This window comes from Thermus composti, assembly GCF_014647535.1.
In the GTDB taxonomy this organism is placed as follows: domain Bacteria; phylum Deinococcota; class Deinococci; order Deinococcales; family Thermaceae; genus Thermus; species Thermus composti.
Genome location: NZ_BMPJ01000008.1, coordinates 41,517 through 58,611 on the forward strand (window position 1 = coordinate 41,517; position 17,095 = coordinate 58,611).

Annotated in this window: 17 protein-coding genes and 2 tRNA genes; 3 read left to right on the top strand and 16 right to left on the bottom strand. The window is 66.8% G+C overall.

Annotation, left to right across the window (positions count from 1 at the left end):
• Positions 1–21: 21 nt before the first annotated feature.
• Positions 22–1,392, top strand: a complete 1,371-nt coding sequence (gene rsmF / locus IEX93_RS04415) for a 16S rRNA (cytosine(1407)-C(5))-methyltransferase RsmF (protein ID WP_188846910.1) — start codon at positions 22–24, stop codon at positions 1,390–1,392.
• On the opposite strand, the gene IEX93_RS04420 is transcribed toward rsmF, so the two are convergent.
• The 13 genes from IEX93_RS04420 to IEX93_RS04480 form a co-directional block, all read right to left on the bottom strand.
• Complete coding sequence (locus tag IEX93_RS04420; protein WP_188846912.1) at positions 1,389–2,429, bottom strand: 3-dehydroquinate synthase; 1,041 nt, start codon at positions 2,427–2,429, stop codon at positions 1,389–1,391. The two genes, rsmF and IEX93_RS04420, sit on opposite strands and share 4 nt — an antisense overlap.
• A complete protein-coding gene (locus tag IEX93_RS04425) occupies positions 2,407–2,961 on the bottom strand; it encodes a shikimate kinase (protein ID WP_188846914.1) in 555 nt (184 codons plus the stop codon). Before IEX93_RS04425 ends, IEX93_RS04420 begins: the two co-directional genes overlap by 23 nt.
• Before the next feature lie 9 nt (positions 2,962–2,970).
• Entirely contained in the window at positions 2,971–4,122 is a 1,152-nt protein-coding gene (gene aroC, locus IEX93_RS04430) for a chorismate synthase (protein WP_188846923.1), read from the bottom strand.
• Positions 4,123–4,176: 54 nt separating this feature from the next.
• Complete coding sequence (locus tag IEX93_RS04435; protein WP_188846924.1) at positions 4,177–6,441, bottom strand: secretin GspD/PilQ domain-containing protein; 2,265 nt, start codon at positions 6,439–6,441, stop codon at positions 4,177–4,179.
• Entirely contained in the window at positions 6,438–7,346 is a 909-nt protein-coding gene (locus tag IEX93_RS04440; protein WP_188846926.1) for a competence protein, read from the bottom strand. The genes IEX93_RS04435 and IEX93_RS04440 overlap by 4 nt, the downstream gene beginning before the upstream one ends.
• Positions 7,343–7,924 carry a type IV pilus inner membrane component PilO gene (locus tag IEX93_RS04445; RefSeq protein WP_188846928.1) on the bottom strand — a complete coding sequence of 194 codons (582 nt, stop codon included), beginning with the start codon at positions 7,922–7,924 and terminating at the stop codon, positions 7,343–7,345. Before IEX93_RS04445 ends, IEX93_RS04440 begins: the two co-directional genes overlap by 4 nt.
• The gene (locus IEX93_RS04450) at positions 7,914–8,537 is read right to left on the bottom strand and encodes a flagellar protein FliT (RefSeq protein ID WP_188846930.1); all 624 of its coding nucleotides are present in this window, start codon (positions 8,535–8,537) and stop codon (positions 7,914–7,916) included. The genes IEX93_RS04445 and IEX93_RS04450 overlap by 11 nt, the downstream gene beginning before the upstream one ends.
• On the bottom strand, positions 8,530–9,663 hold the full coding sequence (pilM, locus tag IEX93_RS04455; protein WP_188846933.1) for a type IV pilus assembly protein PilM: 1,134 nt from the start codon (positions 9,661–9,663) through the stop codon (positions 8,530–8,532). The genes IEX93_RS04450 and pilM overlap by 8 nt, the downstream gene beginning before the upstream one ends.
• Before the next feature lie 125 nt (positions 9,664–9,788).
• Positions 9,789–10,793 (bottom strand): homoisocitrate dehydrogenase, encoded by a 1,005-nt coding sequence (locus IEX93_RS04460; protein ID WP_188846935.1) that lies wholly within the window; start codon positions 10,791–10,793, stop codon positions 9,789–9,791.
• Between the two features lie 61 nt (positions 10,794–10,854).
• Positions 10,855–11,361 (bottom strand): DUF5317 domain-containing protein, encoded by a 507-nt coding sequence (locus IEX93_RS04465; protein ID WP_229906092.1) that lies wholly within the window; start codon positions 11,359–11,361, stop codon positions 10,855–10,857.
• A gap of 38 nt (positions 11,362–11,399) precedes the next feature.
• Positions 11,400–12,848 (bottom strand): HD-GYP domain-containing protein, encoded by a 1,449-nt coding sequence (locus IEX93_RS04470; RefSeq protein ID WP_188846937.1) that lies wholly within the window; start codon positions 12,846–12,848, stop codon positions 11,400–11,402.
• Positions 12,849–13,435: 587 nt separating this feature from the next.
• Positions 13,436–13,511: transfer RNA gene (locus IEX93_RS04475), tRNA-Phe, on the bottom strand.
• A 1-nt stretch (position 13,512) separates the two neighbouring features.
• A tRNA-Asp gene (locus tag IEX93_RS04480) sits at positions 13,513–13,590 on the bottom strand.
• Between the two features lie 65 nt (positions 13,591–13,655).
• On the opposite strand from IEX93_RS04480, the gene IEX93_RS04485 reads away from it, so the two are divergent.
• The gene (locus IEX93_RS04485) at positions 13,656–14,021 is read left to right on the top strand and encodes an SRA domain-containing endonuclease (protein ID WP_188846939.1); all 366 of its coding nucleotides are present in this window, start codon (positions 13,656–13,658) and stop codon (positions 14,019–14,021) included.
• Here IEX93_RS04485 and IEX93_RS04490 read toward each other — a convergent pair.
• Together IEX93_RS04490 and IEX93_RS04495 are read right to left on the bottom strand one after the other, a co-directional pair.
• Positions 13,984–14,742: a type III pantothenate kinase gene (locus tag IEX93_RS04490; protein ID WP_188846941.1), complete on the bottom strand. Its 759-nt coding sequence runs from the start codon at positions 14,740–14,742 to the stop codon at positions 13,984–13,986. The genes IEX93_RS04485 and IEX93_RS04490 overlap by 38 nt on opposite strands.
• The gene (locus tag IEX93_RS04495) at positions 14,743–15,168 is read right to left on the bottom strand and encodes an OsmC family protein (protein WP_188846943.1); all 426 of its coding nucleotides are present in this window, start codon (positions 15,166–15,168) and stop codon (positions 14,743–14,745) included. It abuts the gene before it with no gap.
• 49 nt (positions 15,169–15,217) lie between these two features.
• Between IEX93_RS04495 and IEX93_RS04500 the strand changes: the two genes are divergently transcribed.
• Entirely contained in the window at positions 15,218–16,303 is a 1,086-nt protein-coding gene (locus IEX93_RS04500; protein ID WP_188846945.1) for an N-acetylmuramoyl-L-alanine amidase family protein, read from the top strand.
• Here IEX93_RS04500 and IEX93_RS04505 read toward each other — a convergent pair.
• Positions 16,300–17,073: a serine/threonine-protein kinase gene (locus IEX93_RS04505; protein ID WP_188846947.1), complete on the bottom strand. Its 774-nt coding sequence runs from the start codon at positions 17,071–17,073 to the stop codon at positions 16,300–16,302. The genes IEX93_RS04500 and IEX93_RS04505 overlap by 4 nt on opposite strands.
• Between the last annotated feature and the right edge of the window lie 22 nt (positions 17,074–17,095).

Below are 17,095 nucleotides of genomic sequence, written 5' to 3' on the forward strand. Positions count from 1 at the left end.
TGCCTGTGCTAGGGTACGTGGGTGCTGCCCAAGGCCTTCCTCTCCCGCATGGCGGCGCTTTTGGGCGAGGAGTTTCCCGCCTTCCTCAAGGCCCTCACCGAGGGGAAGCGCACCTACGGCCTCCGGGTGAACACCTTGAAGCTTTCCCCGGAAGCTTTCCAGAGGATCTCCCCCTGGCCCCTGGAGCCCATCCCCTGGTGCCCGGAGGGGTTTTACTACCCCGAGGAGGCCCGGCCTGGCCCCCACCCCTTCTTCTACGCCGGCCTTTACTACATCCAGGAGCCGAGCGCCCAGGCGGTGGGGGTCCTCTTGGACCCGAAGCCGGGGGAGCGGGTCTTGGACCTAGCGGCGGCCCCCGGGGGCAAGACCACCCACCTGGCGGCCCGCATGGGGGGAAAGGGGCTTCTTCTGGCCAACGAGGTGGACGGGAAGCGCCTGAGGGGCCTTCTGGAGAACGTGGAGCGCTGGGGGGCGCCCCTCGCCGTGACCCAAAGCCCCCCCAGGGCCTTGGCCGAGGCCTATGGGGCCTACTTCCACCGGGTCCTGTTGGACGCCCCCTGTTCGGGGGAGGGGATGTTCCGGAAGGACAGGGAAGCGGCGCGCTACTGGGGGCCCTCGGCGCCCAAGAGGATGGCGGAGGTGCAGAAGGCCCTTTTGGCCCAGGCGGCGAGGCTCGTGGGGCCTGGGGGGGTGTTGGTCTATTCCACCTGCACCTTCGCCCCCGAGGAGAACGAGGGGGTGGTGGCCCATTTCCTCAAGGCCCACCCGGACTTCCACCTGGAGGAGGCCCGCTACCACCCCCTCTTCGCCCCCGGGGTGCCGGAGTGGGGGGAGGGGAACCCGGAGCTCCTCAAGACCGCCAGGCTCTGGCCCCACCGCCTCGAGGGGGAGGGCCATTTCCTCGCCCGCTTTCGCAAGGAGGGGGGGGCCTGGAGCACGCCGCGCCAGGAACGCCCTTCCCCCCTCTCCCCGGAGGCCGCGCGGGCCTTGAAGGGCTTCCTGGAGGAGGCGGGGCTTTCCTTGGAAGGCCCCGTCCTGGACCGGGCGGGCCACCTCTATCTTCTTCCCCAGGAGCTTCCCGCCCTTTCCGGCCTCAAGGCCCCCGCCCCCGGCCTCTACCTGGGCAAGGTGCAAAAGGGCCGCTTCCGCCCCGCCAAGGCCCTGGCCTTGAGCTTCGGGGCCACCTTCCCCTGGCCCGAGGGGCTTCCCCGCCTCCCCCTCCTCCCCGAGGACCCCAGGGCCTTAGCCTTCGCCACGGGGGAGGGGGTGGTTTGGGAGGGGGAGGATACCCCCCTGGCCTTGGTGGTCCTGAGGACCCCTTTAGGGGACTTTCCCCTGGACTTCGGCAAGGCCAAGGGCGGGGTGCTCCGCCCGGTGGGGGTGGGGCTTTAGAGGAGGCCTTCCTCCCTGAGGAGGCGTTGCCACTCGGCGTAGGCCTCCTTAAGGAGCCCCTCGGGGAGGGGGCGCACCACCAGCCGCCCCGGGGCCAGGGGGACCACCCAGTGGAGGGTGTCCGCCCGCTTCTTCTTGTCCCGGAGGAGGTAGGGGAGGAGGGCCTCCCAGGGGATGGAGGAAAGGGCGGAGGGGCTAAGCCAGCGGAGGAGGCGGAGGACGAGGCCTGTGAGGTCCTCCCCGCCCAGGGCCTTGCCCAGAAGGGCGGCGTAGAGGAGGCCGTAGGCCACGGCCATTCCGTGGGGGAGGGCGTGGCGCGTCTTAGCCTCCAGGGCGTGGCCCAGGGTGTGGCCCAGGTTGAGAAGCCTCCGTTCCCCTTTCTCCAGGGGGTCTTTCTCGGTGATGGCCACCTTCACCGCCACCGCCCGGGCCAGGTAGGCCTCGAGGCGGGGGCTTTGGGGCGCGAGGCCCTCCACCCCTAAAAGGGCCTCGTCCCCGGCGATGAGCCCGTGCTTGAAGGCCTCCACGAGCCCCTCCTTGAAGACGGCTTCGGGGAGGGTCCTGAGGGCTTTAAGCTCCGCGTAGACCCCTTGGGGGAAGTGGAAGGCCCCCACCAGGTTCTTCCCCTCGGGAAGGTTGAGGCCGGTCTTGCCCCCCACGCTGGCGTCCACGATGGCCAGGGTGGTGGTGGGGAAGGCGAGGTAGGCTACGCCCCGCAGGTAGGTGGCGGCCACGAACCCCCCCAGGTCCGTGAGGGTCCCGCCTCCCACCACGAGGAGGGTGGCGTCCCGGGGAAGGCCCCTTTGGGCCAGGAAGGAGAGGACCTGGCCGTAGGTCTCAAGGCTTTTGGCCCCCTCGCCCCCTTCCAGGCCCAGGCGGTGCTTGGCGCCCAGGGCCTCGGCCACCTCCAGGGCGAAGGCCTCCACCTTTTTGTCGTAGAGGAGGGCCAGGGGGCCCTCCGCCCGCACCTCTTCCAGGACGCCCTCCCCGATCAGGATGGGGTAGGGTACGGGTTCACGCACGCTTAGCCTTTGCATACGTCCAAAGCTTGGCCACCACCTCGGCCACCACCTCCTCCACCCGCCTCCCATCGGTGATCACGTGGAGGGGGGCCTCCCGGTAGATGGGGGCCCGGGCCTCCAGGAGGGTGCGGATCCTTTCCAGGGGGTTTTCCACCTGGAGGAGGGGCCTTTCCCCGGGCTTGCGGAGGGTTCTTTCCAGGATGGTCTCCGGGCTCGCCCACAGGGCCACCACCGGGCCCCTTTCCAAAAGGGCCTTGCGGCTTTCCGGGTCTAAAAAGGTGCCCCCGCCCAGGGAGAGGACCAGGAAGTCCTTTCCCACAAGCTCCCGCACCGCCTCCTTCTCCATCTGCCGGAAGGCCTCCTCTCCTAGGTGGCGGAAGATGTCGGGGATGGAGATCCCGGTACGCCTTTCAATGTAGCGGTCCAGGTCAATGAAGTGGAGCATGAGCGCCCGGGCGAGCTCCCGCCCGATGCGGCTTTTCCCCACCCCCATGAAACCCGTGAGGGTGACAAAGGTGGCGGGACGGGGGACCTCGAGGCGGGCCATGGACCTATCCTAGTAGCGGAGGACCCGTTCCCGGTAGCGGGCCACCCGCTCCTGGATCTCCTCTAATGTATCCCCACCGAACTTCTCCAGGTAGGCCTGGGCCAGGACGATGGCGGAGAGGGCGCAGAGGATGACGCTGGCCGCCGGCACCGCCGTGGTGTCCGAGCGCTCCCTGGCGGCGTCTTTTGGCTCGTGGGTCACCACGTCCACGGTGGGAAGGGGCCTCATCAGGGTGGCGATGGGCTTTAAGGCGGCCCGGATCACCAGCTCCTCCCCCGTGGTCATCCCCCCTTCCAGCCCCCCGGCGCGGTTGGTCTTCCGGTAGAAGCCCCGCTCCGGGCTCCAGTAGATGGCGTCGTGCACTTCCGAGCCCCGCTTCATGGCGTTCTCAAAGGCGGGGCCGATCTCCACCCCCTTCACCGCTGGGATGGAAAGGGCCATCTGGGCGAGCCTCCCGTCCAGCTTCCGGTCCCAGTGGACGTGGCTCCCAAGCCCCGGCACGAGCCCCCGGAAGCGGGCCTCAATCACCCCTCCTAGGGTGTCCCCCTCCGCCTTGGCCTGGTCAATGCGCCGGATCACCTCGGCCTCGGCCTCGGGGTCGGTCATGCGCAAGGGGCTTTCCTCAATGCGGGGGACGAGCTCCCAAGAAAAGGGCACCTTGGACCACACCCCCGCCATCCCCGGCACGTACCCCACCCCCTCCACCCCGAGGAGGGAGAGGAGCTTCAGGGCCACCGCCCCCACCGCCACCCGCATGGCGGTCTCCCGGGCGCTGGCCCTTTCCAGCACGTCCCTTAGGTCCTTGTGCCCGTACTTCATGCCTCCGGCGAGGTCGGCGTGGCCCGGCCTGGCCGCGGTGAGGGCCCGCTTGCGGGGCTCGTTCCCCGGGGCCGGGTCCATGATCTCGGCCCAGTTTTTGAAGTCGGCGTTTCTTATGGCCAGGGCCACGGGAGCCCCCGTGGTCCGCCCGGCCCGCACCCCGGCCCGGAACTCCACCCGGTCGGTCTCAATCACCATGCGCCGGCCCCGGCCGTAGCCCTTCTGCCGCCTGGCAAGCCAAGGGTTGATGTCCTCCTCGGTAAGGGGAAGCCCGGCGGGAAGCCCTTCAATGATGGCCAGAAGCTCGGGGCCGTGGGACTCGCCTGCCGTGAGAAACCTCATGGGGACATTGTAAAGGGGGGCGGGACCTTCCCGCCCCCCTCGCCTTTAAGGGGCCTACGGGTTTTGGGCGATGGGGCGCAGGATGTCGGCGGTGATCACCACCAAAAGCTCCTTGTCGGTGGTTGCGTTGGTCCGTTGCTTGAAAAGCTCCCCGATGAGGGGGATGTCCATGAGGAGAGGCACCCCTTGCTGGCTTTGGCTGGACTCCTGGGAGGTGAGCCCTCCGAGGACCACGGTCTGGCCGTCGTTGATCCTTAGGGTGGTGGTCACCACCTGCTTGGTGAACCGGTCCACGTCCCCGTCCACGGGGTTCCGTTGGACGTTCCCCGAGACCTCCGCCGTCACGTTGAGGAGGATCTGGCCGTCGGCGGTGATCTGGGGCGTGACCTCCACGATAAGGCCCACGTCAAAGGGGACCCGCTCCACCTGGTCGTTCACCACCCGCCGGATGAAGAAGGTTTCCCCCGATTGCAGGCGGGCGGTCTGGTTGTTGAGGACCGTCTGGTTCACGTCCCGGAGGGCCCGGGAAAGCCCCTGTTGTTGCAGGGCGTCCAGGGTGGCCAAGATGTTGAGGGCGGCGAGGCTTTTGGTGGAGTCAAAGATCAGGGAAAGCCCCGAGTCCAGGATGCTGGCCACCACGTTCCCCCCGGCGATGGTGTTCCACTTGAGGCCGAGGTTGTGGGAGAGGGTGCTTTGCACCTCCTGGATCCGCACCCTGAGGTTCACCTGGGGCACGGGCTGGTCCAGCTTGGGGATGAGGCCTTCCACCAGGGCGAGGTCCTCCTGGGTGCCGGTGACGATGAGGGTGTTGGTGCGCCCGTCCGCCACCACCGTGGCCTGGTGGGTGGGGGCCTGCTGCCCTTGGGCCTGGTTCTGGGCCTGCCGGGCCTTGAGGGCCTCCTGGAGGACCTGGGCAAGCTCGGTGGCCTTGGCGTTGGAGAGCTGGTAGGCCCGCTGGAAGAGGGGCGGGCCCTGCTCGGGGGCGCGGTCAATCTGGGCGAGGAGGCTTTCCACCTCCCTAAGCTGCGCTTCCGTGCCCCGCACCGAGAGGACGGGCTGGCCCGGGACCGTCTGCACCACGATCCCCGGCACCTCCCGGGCCAGGAAGGGGGCCACCTTTTCGGCATCGGCGTAGCGCAGGGGGTAGAGGCGGCGCGCCGTGGCCTCCTGGGGGGCCTGGGGGGCCACCTGGGGCGTGTCCACCGCCTTCAGGAGCTCGGCGAAGAGGGCCTGCTCCGCCTCGGGGGCCTCGAGGAGAAGGGCCTTGGGGTTGCCGGGGATGCCTTCCAGGCGGGCACCCTTTAGCTCCTTCTCCAGGAGGGGCTTGAGCCGGGTTTGGGCCTCCTCGTAGGTGAGGTTCTGCAGGGCGTAGACCCGGCGGACGGTCTTGGGGATGTCGGCGGCCTTCAGGAGCTCGCTCAGGCGGGCGTGGTCCTCCTCGGTGGCCACCACGATGGCCCTTTGGGGGTTGGTGGGCACGGGGGTGATCTGGGCCCCGGGGACGCGGGCCTGGAGGAAGGAGAGGAGTTCGGGGAAGGTGGCGTAGGTGAGGGCGTAGGTCCTTTCCACCTGGGGCTTGGGGGCGGTGAGGGCGGGGAGGGGCCTGAAGTCAATTCCAGCCCGCTTGAGGATGTCGGAGAAGCGCTCGTGCTGCTCCGGCGTGGCCAACACGGAGAGGATGGCCTTGAGCCTACCCCCTTCCTCCACCACGATCCAGTTGGCGCTAAGCCCCGCCGCCTCCCGGGAGAGGAAGGGTAGGAGGTCGCCTTGTACCCAGGCCTTGGCGGCCTCCACGCTGGAGAGCTCCTGGGTTTGGCCTGTCTGGTCCTGGATAACCCGCCGGTAGGCGGCTTCCGGGATGCCCACCAGGTAGGGCCTGCGCTCGGCCGCCCCGGCCCGGCTTGGAGCGTCCACCAAGGCGGTGATCACCTGGGTGGGGGCCACCACCACCACGTCCGGGGGCAGGAAGAGGTAGTCCAGCCCGAACTGGGCCCCGTAGGTGGCGAAGAGGAGGTCCCACACCTCCCGGAAGGGCTTGCCCTGGAAGTCCAGCTTGATGTTGGGAAGGGGGGGCTGGGCTTTGGTGGGGTCCCCGCTTGCGTCGTAGGCCCGGTAGATGAGGGGTTGGAGGCCCACGCTTCTCGCCAAGGCCTCGAGGACCACGTCCAGTGGCAGGGTGAACCCGGCCCGGGCCTGGCTTTCCGAAAGCCTCAGGTTCACCGGGGCTTCAAAGCGGGCTTCCTGGGGGAAGGTCCCCGCCAGAGCTAGGCCAAGGGCCATAAGGGCCCAAACCAGGGGCTTCATAAGGGCGTTCTTCATGGCTCACCTCCAACCTGCGAAAGGGATGGCAGTTTTAGTTCCAAGGTCTCTTGCTTTAGGGCGAGTTCCACCCGATCGGCTTCTACACGGCGCACCACCGCTTCCGTGCCGGGGATGGGGCTTCCTGCGGGCAGGACCAGGTAGCCTTCCTTGCTCTCCAGGATGGCCACGCTCACGGGGCCCAAGAGGGTACCCGAGAGCTTCAGTCCTTTTTCCGCCACCAGGGCTTGAAGGGGGGTTGCCCCGGTCCGGGGAGGGGTTTCCCCTGGGGTCGGGCTCTGGCTTTGGGGCAGGGGGGTTTCCACCAGGGCGGTGGGGGGCGTGGGGGCCACCCGGGGTTCGGGGACGGTGGGGGGCAGGCTGGCCTGGGGCCTTGGGGTGAGGACCTTGGGGGCGGGGAGGGCCCCGGAGAGGCCGGGAAGGGCGCGGGTGGGGCTTGGAGTGGGGGTTGGGAGCTCCCTAGCCTGGACCTGCACCGGGGGTGCGGAGGGTACCGGGGTGGGCCTGGGGGCGGAGGTAGCGGGCGGCGCGGGCGGGGCCTCCACCACCAGGGGGACGAAGGGGTTCGGGGGCGGGGTTTCTCGGCTTCGGGGCACGGGAAGGGGGGCCGGGGTGGGTTGCTGGGGCGCGGACGCTTCCGCCGAGGGGGAAGCGGCCTGGGGCTTTTCTTCCTGGGAGGGCGCGGGGGTTTCCTCGGGCCCGGCCAAAGGCGGGATGGGGGGCGCCTCGAGGGCCGGAGGAGGCGTGGCCTGGGAGGGGGCTTCCCCGGGGGTCTGGGTGGGGAGGAAAAGGCCCACGTACCAGAGGCTCACGGCGGCCACCAAGAGAAGCCCCGCCAGGAGGATCTTGGTGGATTGGGGAAGGTTTTTCCAGACCCCAAGCAGGCGTTGCAGGCGCTCGTTCACTGCCCACCTCCTTCGGCTTTGGCCTCGAGGTCTTTGGCCAGCATGTAGAGGGTGAGGGTGAGGCTGGTGCTGAGGGTGGGGTTGGCTTCCTGGCCTTGCACGTTCAGGTTGATCCCCGAGAGGGAGCTAAAGCGGGAGAGGCTTTCCAGCCTTCTTAGGTAGGCGTAAGTCTCCGGGAAAGGCGCTTCCAAGGAAAGGGCCAGGTTCACCGCCCGCACCTCGGGCACCGGGGCCGAGGTGGGGGAGCGGGTGAAGGAGCGCACCACGACCCCACTCCGGACCGCCTCCCCCAGGATCTCCGAGAGCACCTGGGCCAAGCGCTCCTCCTGGGGAAGCGCCCTTAGAAAAGCCTGCCTTTCCGCTTGGAGCTCGGCGATGGCCCGCCTTAACTCGGGGAGGGCCCGCTGGGCCTGGCGCCCCCGGTCCCGCTGGGGGATGAGGGTTTGGATCTCCTGCCGCACCGCCTCGGTTTCCTGGCGGAGGGGGGCGATGAGGAGGAAGTACCAGAGGAGGGCCACCCCAAGGGTGAGGGCGATGGCCAAGAGGGCCCATTCCCGCTGGCCGAGTCTAGCGAGCACCTTCCTCACCTCCCACGGCCCCGATGCGGGCGCTAAAGGTGTAGACCCCTCGGTTTTCGTCCAGGGAGGCACCCTGAAACTCTATGCCGAACCGGGGCGAGGTTTCAAAGGCCTGGATGAAGCGCACCAGGGAAGTCTGGCTAGCCGCTTCGCCCTGGAGGGCGAACTCCACCCGGATACGCTTGCCGTCGTAGAGCCCGCTTTGGGCCTGCTGGTTGGCCTCCTCCTCGGTGATGGCCCTGAGGCCCACGGAGCGCAGGGCCACGGGGAAGCGCCCGCCCTCCCGGGGAATCTGGTTGATGAAGGCCGCCAGGTACTCCGACCAGGGTACGAAGTTTTTCTGTAAGGACTCCCGAATGGCTAAGAGCGCCTCCAGGGCCCTCCTCTCCTCCTGAAGGCGGTTTTGCTCCTGGATGAAGGGCCTCAAAGCCTCCACCTCCGCCCGCAGGGCATCCCGCTCCTCCCTGGCCAGGGAGAGCTCGGTGTAGGCGGTGTAGTGGAGGAAGGCCAGGCTTAGGAAGACCACCAGGGCGAATAGCCAAGCGGCGAGCCTCCACCAGCCCGGCTCCACCCGGCGGCGAAGGTTTTTGGGGAGAAGGTTAAGCCTAATCAAGGGGGCTCACCCCCCTTAGGGCCAGGCCCACGGGCACCATGTACTCGGGGGCTATTTCGGAGAGCTTCTCGGGGTCAAAGCGCCTGGGGTCCACCTGGATACCCTCCCAAGGGTTTGGCGTGGTGAAGTTGATGCCCAGGGTGTCGGTAAGGAGCCCCACAAGGCCCCGCAGGCGGCTCCCGCCTCCGTAAAGGTACCCTACCTCCGGGCTTAGGTCCCCAAGCTGCACCCGGAAGAACTCCAGGCTCCGGCGGATCTCCTGGGTCAGGTCCACCAGGACGGGCCGGATGGCGTCGTAGATCTTGGCGGGGCTGTAGCGCTCCCGCTCGGCGTCAAAGTCTAAAAGCAGTTCCTCGTCCTCGGTGGGAATGGTGGCGAGGCCGTAGGTGCGCTTCACCTCCTCGGCGGATAGAAAGTCCAGGCCGAAGCTTCTGGCGATGGCCTCGGTGAAGTCTTTGCCCGAAAGGGAAAGGATGCGCACGGCCAAGGGGCGCTCCCCTTGGAGCAGGACGAGGCTTGTGCTTTCCGCTCCGATCTCCACGGCCACCGCCACCTGTTCGGGCTCCTGGAGGAGCCGGTTTTCCAGGGGGTAAAGCCCGGCGAAGGGTTTCACGTCCAGGACCACCGGGGTGAGGCCCGCTCCTTTCAGGGCCTCTATGAGCCCAGCCACCGCTTCCTGGCGAGCTGCCCCCACCATGACCTCCACCTGCTCCCCTTCCGCCACCTCGGAGAGGGGCTTTAGGGGGGCGAAGTCTAGGACCACCTCGTCTATGGGAAAGGGGATGTACCGCTCCGCCTCCCAGCGCACCGCCTCCTCCATCTCCTTAGGGGGCATTTTGGGCACCTGGATGGTCCTGAGGATCACGCTGGGGTTGGGGACGGCGCTCACCACGTAGCGCTTTTTGGTGCGGGCCTCGAGGAGAAGCTCCCGGATCTCCTGGGCCAGGGTGGCGGGCTCCGCCACCACCCCGTCCACCAGGGTCCCCGGGGGAATGGGTCGGCTGGCGAAGGCCCTCAAGGTGGGCGGGCTCCCGGAGATATCCACCAGCTTCAGGCTACTGGCCCCGATCTCCAGCCCCAGCGCTTCCACGCGGGGTTTTAATAGATTGCTAAAACCGGAGAACACCTTGCCTCCTTCCTCGTCAGGAAATCCTTAGCAAACCTCTACCTTCACCATATTAAAGCCCTGCCTTTAATGTATAGCGTAACCCACCCCTACCTGTACGGGGTGGGTTGGTTCCCCAAAGGTTTTTACAGGTTTTTCAGAGCTTGGATTACCGCCTCGGTGAAAGTTTCCGTGGTGGCGTTGCCCCCGAGGTCGGGAGTCCTAGGCCCGTGTTCCAGGACCTGGTCCACGGCCCGTTCTACCTTTTGGGCCGCTTCCTTCTCCCCCAGGTAGTCCAGCATCATGGCGGCGGAGAGGATGGTGGCCGTTGGGTTGGCGATGCCTTTGCCAGCGATGTCCGGGGCGGAGCCGTGGACCGGCTCAAAGACCGCCGTGGTGTCCCCGATGTTGGCGGAAGGCGCCAGGCCCAGCCCTCCCACGAGCCCGGCGGTGAGGTCGGAGAGGATGTCCCCCAGGAGGTTGGTGGTGACGATCACGTCAAAGCGCTCCGGGCGCATGACGAGCTGCATGGCGCAGTTGTCCACGATGATGTCCTGGACGTTGACCAAGGGGAAGTCCCTGGCCACCTCCCGCACCGTGTCCAGGAAAAGGCCCTGGGTTATGGGGAGCACGTTGGCCTTGTGGGCGATGTGGAGGGTCTTACGCGGGCGGCTTTCCGCTAGTTTGAGGGCCACGCGCCCGATCCGCTCGCTGGCCTTCTTGGAGATCACGGCGTCGGCGATGGCCACGTCCAGGTAGCGCCTTTCCTGCTCCACGTAAAGCCCCTCGGTGTTTTCCCGGACGATGATGAGGTCCACCCCGGGGCGGCTTCCCGGGATGGGGCGGCTTTTGGCGGGGCGCACGTTGGCGTAGAGGTCCAGCCGGCGCCTAAGGTAGCGGATGGCCCCGAAGAAGCCGGGGACCTTGCGGGTGGGGCTGGTGGCGGCCCCGAAGAGGGTGGCGTGGCAGGAGAGGATCTTCTCCACGGTTTCCTCGGGGACGGAGGTCCCTCTTCGCTCAAAGGTCTCCCACCCGGCCTCGGCCTCCACGAACTCCAGGGGAAGCCCCGTGGCCTCGAGGACCCTCCTGGCGGCCGGGACCACCTCGTGCCCGATGCCATCGCCCTCTATCAAGCAGATTCGGTACGCCATGCTTCCTCCCGATCGGGGGTATCCCCCGTGCGAAATATACACTACACCGGACCTCCAGAGGCTACCCCCGCCCCAAAAGAAGGAGCCAGACGAGGCTTAGAAAGACCAGCACCCTAAGGGCCTTGCGCCGCAAGGAAAGGCGGGGGCGCCCCGCCCGCAGGGCCCCTTCCACCACCACCCCGGCGATGCCCAAGAGGATGAAGAGGTCCCCCGGGCTCACCACCTTCCTCAAGGGAGGCAGGGGGATGACGTCTCCCAGAAAGGGGAGGCGGGCCTTTTCGTCTAGAAGGGTATGGACCGCGTCCCCTTGGGTCCGGAGGAGGTCCGCGAACTCCCCGATGCCCGCCCGCTTTAGGGCCTCGGCGCTCACGGGCATGTGCCCCCCGTTGGCGAAGATGACCAGGGTGTTGAGAAGGAGGCCCAAAAGGACCGGGTAGAGGCTTTTGAAGTGGCGGTTCTGGTAAAGCCCGTAGCCCACCAGAAGGAGGACCAAAACCTTGGCCAAAGGCCCCGCCCAATGGGGTTGGAAAAGGCCCCGGTAGGTGCCGTAGGCTAACCCCCCCTCCAAGAGGGCGGCCAGGAGGAAGGCCCAGGGTGCCCGGAGGTCTATTCCTCCGAGGTCCTTGGGCCGGGCTCCGAGGGCGAGGGCGAGCCCGAGGCCGAAAAGAGCTGCGGCGAGGTAGAGCGTGATACCGATCCCCCCTTTGCTTCCAGGTAGGCTTGGCGGTCGCGCCAGATGGGGTTCTGCTCCCACAGGGCCTTGAAGATGGGGACAAGCTCCGGGTCAAACTGGTGCCCGGAAAGCTCCAGGATCTCCGCCAGGGCTTCCTCGGGGCTTTTGGCGGGGCGGTAGGGGCGGCCTGCGGTCATGGCCTCGTAGGCGTCGGCCAGGCCCACGATGCGGGCCTCCTCGGAGATCTTGTGCCCGGCCAGGCGCTTGGGGTAGCCCCGGCCGTCCCAGCGCTCGTGGTGGTGGAGGATGACGTTGTAAACGAGGTTGCCAAAGGCCACCTTCCGGGCGGGGGAGAGGAGTTCCACGCCCCTTTGGGGGTGGCTTTGGATGAGGGCGAGCTCTTCCGGGGTGAGGTTTCCCGGCTTGAGGAGGACGGCTTCGGGGATGGCGATTTTGCCGATGTCGTGGAGCCTGGCCGCCCGGTAGATCTCCTGGGCCTTGGCCTCGTCCCCGTAGAAGGCCTTGGCCAGATCCCGGGAGATGTCCGCCACCCGCTCGGAGTGGAGGCGGGTCATGGGCTCCTTGGCCTCCAAGGCGTTCATAAGGAGCTCCAGGGTGGTGTCAAAGGCCTCTTCCAGGCGCACCTTCTCGTCCCAGTAGAAGCGGCTGTAGTAGAGGGGGATGAGGAAGAAGAGCACCGTCCAGCCCCCCCAGCCCGCAAGAAGCGGCGTCTCGTAGGCCCGGGCCAGGAAGAGGGCGAGGGGGGAAAGGAGGATGTAGCTGAGGGCTACCCACCCCATGTTTTTGCGCCATATTTCCCGGAGGGAGGTTTGGCTGTCCAGGTGAATGACGAAGGCAACCAGGCTGGTGTTAACGGCGAAGAAGGAGATGGAAGCCGCTGCCATGCCAACCCCGTCGCTCAGATCCCACCTCCCCAAGAAGAGGGGGTTTTCCTGAGCTAAGGTCCACACCAAGGCGGCTACGGCGGTTGCCAACCCGTCTTGAGAACGATTGAAGAGCACCTTGTACCATGTGTTTCTGTCCCATTGGGCTAGGAAGGCCACCAATGGAGCTACCCAAGGGGGGGTTAGGACTACTAGAGCCAGAGCGAAGAGAAAAAGCTGGCTCATGCTAGCGTTGAGGGGTAGCCGGACCTCTACCCTCACACTCCAGAAAATCAGCAAAGCCCAAAAAATCAGGTCCCAGAGCCCAAGTTGAAGGGGCCTGTCTTTGTACTGCCAGTACAACCAAAGCTCCAGGAGAACAAAGCCGAGGAAGGTGGCTAAAACAAACAGAAGCACCCGAACAGGGGGTACTTCTAAGGAGCTGGTCTGGACAGGTCCCTTAGATTCTTGGGACTCCACGTTACAAAAATAGCACACCTTTTGAAAATGAAAAAGCTGGCCAGGTTACTGGCCAGCCTCTTTTACTTCCAGTGAAAGCCAGCCCCAGCCGCGAGCCCGAGAGCGATCAGAGAGCCGAGCAGAACCAACACACGAGCGATCAGCTTCTTCATCTTCATCCCTCCTTTTCTTCCGCTTCCGGGGGGTCGGCCCCGTTTGCTTGTCTTTCACTTTAGGGGGGGCTGGCAATACTGTCAAGAGGTGAAGAATAGGTATGAGCACGGCAAAAATTGCATGTGCTTGCACAAGTTTTTGTAATTGATCAGGCTAGCATAGCCAGCTTAGCACCCTAAGGGCTAGCTGGCAAAGGGCTTAAGAGGGTTTAGCGGGAGGGATGGGCTTTGGGGAAAAAAGGGGCTACCCCGCAAGGGCGCGCGGGGAAGAAGGAAGCGGGATGAGGTGAGATGCGAGGACGCGCGGGCAATTTAGCAGCAAATTCAAGGGAAATACTTTTAGAATACTCGCCCCTGGAACCCCCATGGAATGCTCCTCGGAATACCGGTTCGGTTCCCACCTCCCTTAGGGGAGAGTTTAACAAAAACCCCGCCCCGAAAGGGGCGGGCGCTTGGTGCCGAGGGGCGGAATCGAACCGCCGACACTGCGATTTTCAGTCGCATGCTCTACCAACTGAGCTACCTCGGCGTGGCGGCCCCGACGGGACTTGAACCCGCGATCTCCCACGTGACAGGCGGGCGTGTTGACCAGGCTACACCACGGGGCCTTGGGTTGTTGCCGGGTCGGGGGCGTCCGACCGGGCACTTAGGATAATAGCCGGGGGAAGGAGAAGTGTCAAGGTGGACCTGGAGCGAGGTCTTCGCCTTCCACCGCACGCGCAAGGGGATCGGGGAGCGAAGCCTTTTGGTGGATCGGGGGGAGTCGGGGTATAGGAACGCCTTTCTGCCCGATGGCCGCATCCTCTACATGGGGGAGGGCAAGCGGGGCCACCAGGAGCCTGTAGGGGGCAACCTGAGGCTTCTTCGTGCCCACCGGGAGGGCACGCCCCTTAGGGTCTTCCTCCGGGAAAGGCCCGGGGTGTGGCGGGATCTGGGGTGGTACCGGGTGGAGGGGTGGCGGTATGCGCTTCTTTCCGAGGAGGGCCGCTACGTCTACTGGTTCACCCTTGCGCCCGGTGGATGCGAAGGAGCCCTTTGAGGGTGAGGTCCTCGTCCACCACGTCAAAGGAGGGGCAGAGGTCCTTGAGGGTCTCGGCGAACCCCCCCGTGGCGATGACCAAAGCCTCCCCGGCCTCCTCTTTAAAGCGGCGCACCATCCCTTCCACCAGGGCGGCGTAGCCCAGGACGAGCCCCGAGCGAAGGGCCTCGAGGGTGTTCTTGCCCACCACCCCCTTGGGGGGCACCAGGTCTATGCGGGGGAGCTTGGCGGTGCGGGCGGCGAGGGCGTCGGCGGCGGTCTGGGGGCCGATGGTGATGGCCCCGCCCAGGTAGCGGCCCGGGGCCTCCACCAGGTCAAAGGTGGTGGCGGTGCCGAAGTCCACCACGATGTAGCGGCCCGTGGGGCTCGGGTAGGCGAGGGCCCCCACGGCGTTCACCAGGCGGTCGGCCCCGGCTTCCTTGGGGTTTTCTATGAGGACCTCGAGCCCGGTGCTTTCGGCGTCCACCACCCGGGCCTTCACCCCAAAGAGCTTCTCTATGGCCCGCTTCATCTCCCGCTCCACCGGGGGGACCACGCTGGAGAGGAGGGCGGCCGTGGGCGGGGGGAGGCCCTCGAGGGCGAAGAGGTTCTTAAGGAGGACCCGGTACTCGCTTTCCATCCGCATCCGGTCGGTGTGGATGCGGAAGTGGGCGACGAGCTCCTCCCCGGCGAAGACCCCAAGGGCGGTGGAGGTGTTGCCGATGTCCACCGCAAGGAGCATCTAGCCTTCCCCTTCCTCCCCCTCCCAGGGCTCCAGGACCACCCGGGTGGTGATCTCGGCGTTGAGGCTGGCGGAGACGGAGCAGTACTTGGTGTGGGAGAGGTGGACGGCCCTTTCCAGGGCCTCGAGAGTCACCCCCGGCCCCGAGGCGATGTGGGTCACGGTGATGCGGGTGTAGCGCCTGGGGTGGGTCTCGGCCCTTTCCCCCTCCACCTCCACCCGGTAGCGGGCCAGGGGCTGCTTCTTCTTGCGCATGATGTCCACCACGTCGTAAGCGGTGCAGGCCCCTAAGGCCATGAGGAGGAGTTCCATGGGGCGGGGGCCGGTGGCGGGCTGGTCCCCGTCAATCATCACCTTGTCCCCCTGCTCGTTCACGCCCAGGAAGCGGTGCCCCACGATCTGGTGAACCACGACCTTCTTCGTCATGAGCCGGATTTTACCAGGCCCTCATCCAAGGGACTAGAATGGGGCGTGGATGCGCCTTATCGCCCTGGTTTTCGCCCTTTTTTGGAGCCTAGGCTACGCCTTTCCCCGAATTGGGGTCCACGAGGGCTTCACCCGGATCGTCTTTGACCTGCCCTCGGAGGAGGTGCGCCACACCCTAAAGCGGGGGGAGGACCTCCTCGAGGTGGTGCTTTTGGGCCTGAAGGCCCTGTCCAAGGAGGAGGTGGTGAACTCCAAGGAGGTGGCCTCCGTCCAGGTCCTCCCGGAAAAGGAGGGGGTCCGGGTCCTCATCCGCACCAAGGGGCCGGTGGAGGTCGCCCTTTCCCGCTACAAGGGCCCCGAGCGCCTGGTCCTGGACATAAGCCTCGCGTCCAAGGCCACCGCCCCTCCTCAGCCGCCGAAGTCCAAGCCCCCCGACCCCCCTAAGCCCGTGGTCCTCCTGGACCCGGGGCACGGGGGGGTGGACCCAGGGATGGTGGGCTACGTGGTGGAGAAGGAGGTGGTCTTGGACGTGGCCCTCCGCTTAAAGCGCCTCCTGGAGCGGGAGGGCATAGAGGTCCGCCTCACCCGGGACAAAGACGCCCACCTTTCCCCCGACAAGCGGGAGGACCTCTCCCGGCGGGCGGCCATGGCGGATAGCTCCCGGGTGAACCTCTTCATCTCCATCCACGTGAACGCCACGCCCACCCACACCGCCCAGGGGGTGGAGGTCTACTACTTCGGCCGGGCCCAGGACCCCAGGGTCCTAGCCCAGGTGATCCGGGAAAACGGCGGCGGGGAGGTGGGCAGGCGGCTCACGGAGGAGGCCCAGGGGGTGGCGGAACGGATCCTCACCGACATCGTGGCCCAGGCCAACCAGCGCTACAGCCAGCGCCTGGCGGAGACCCTGGGCCGCAAGCTCTCCCAGGCCACGGGAAGCCCCTACCGGGGGAGCTTCCCCGGCGACTTCTTCGTCCTCCGCTACGCCAAGGTGCCCGCCGTCCTGGTGGAGATCGGCTTCGGCGATCACCCTTCCGAGGGGCGGCGCCTCGCCCAGGCGGCCTACCGGGAAAAGGTGGCCCAGGGGCTTCTTTCCGGGATCCTGGCCTTTTTGGCCAACGGGGCCTACGCCCGCTAAAAGGGGAAGGCCTCTAGGGCCTCCTTCGCCGTGGGAAAGCGCTCTTTAGGGTTTTTGGCCAGGAGGCGGCGGAGGTAGGCCGCCTCCTCCTGAGCGAGGTGGGGCAGGGGCGGGGCCTCCTTCTTTAGGTGGCCCAGGAGGACCTCCTCGGGGCTTCCCACGAAGGGGTGTTCGCCGGAGAGGATCCAGTAGAGGATGACACCGGCGGCGTAGACGTCGGCCTCGGGGCCCGGGCTTTGCCCCAGGACCTGTTCCGGGGCCAGGTAGGGCAGGGTGCCCAGGCGCAAGGGGCGGCGAAAGGCCTCCCGGGCCGGGCCTGAGAGGTCAAAGTCCAGGAGCCTGGCCTCGTCGGTCCCCGCCACGATGATGTTTTCCGGCTTCACGTCCCGGTGGACCAGGCCCTTCTCGTGCATGTGCCCCAGGGCCAAAAGGAGCTGGCGGAAGACGGCAAGGGCCCGCTCTTTCCCGGGGCGGCGGAGCATCCAGCGGCCCATCTCCTCCCCTGGCGCGTAGGACAGGAGGAGGGCAGGGCCTTCCTCCAGGTCCAGGGCTTCCAGCACCGGGTTCAGGTTGGGGTGGGAAAGCTGCTTTCCCACCCAGAACTCCCGGTCCCGCCGGGCCTGGGTGCCCTGGGGGAAGACCTTGAGGGCGTAGGGGGCGCCGAAGGGGTCAAAGGCCAGGTAGACCCGGGCCAGGGCCCCGTGGGCCAGGGGCCGCACCACCCGGTAGCGGCCCGAGAGGGTTTTGCCCACCAGGCTCACCGCCCCCACTATACCCTCAGAAAACCCGGGT

Coding starts and splice junctions, on each gene's coding strand:
- IEX93_RS04495 (WP_188846943.1), bottom strand. CDS start 15,168: ATGACGAAGAAGGTCGTGGTTCACCAGATCGTGGGGCACCGCTTCCTG.
- IEX93_RS04500 (WP_188846945.1), top strand. CDS start 15,218: ATGCGCCTTATCGCCCTGGTTTTCGCCCTTTTTTGGAGCCTAGGCTAC.
- IEX93_RS04420 (WP_188846912.1), bottom strand. CDS start 2,429: ATGCAAAGGCTAAGCGTGCGTGAACCCGTACCCTACCCCATCCTGATC.
- aroC (WP_188846923.1), bottom strand. CDS start 4,122: ATGAGGTTTCTCACGGCAGGCGAGTCCCACGGCCCCGAGCTTCTGGCC.
- IEX93_RS04435 (WP_188846924.1), bottom strand. CDS start 6,441: ATGAAGAACGCCCTTATGAAGCCCCTGGTTTGGGCCCTTATGGCCCTT.
- IEX93_RS04490 (WP_188846941.1), bottom strand. CDS start 14,742: ATGCTCCTTGCGGTGGACATCGGCAACACCTCCACCGCCCTTGGGGTC.
- IEX93_RS04425 (WP_188846914.1), bottom strand. CDS start 2,961: ATGGCCCGCCTCGAGGTCCCCCGTCCCGCCACCTTTGTCACCCTCACG.
- IEX93_RS04460 (WP_188846935.1), bottom strand. CDS start 10,793: ATGGCGTACCGAATCTGCTTGATAGAGGGCGATGGCATCGGGCACGAG.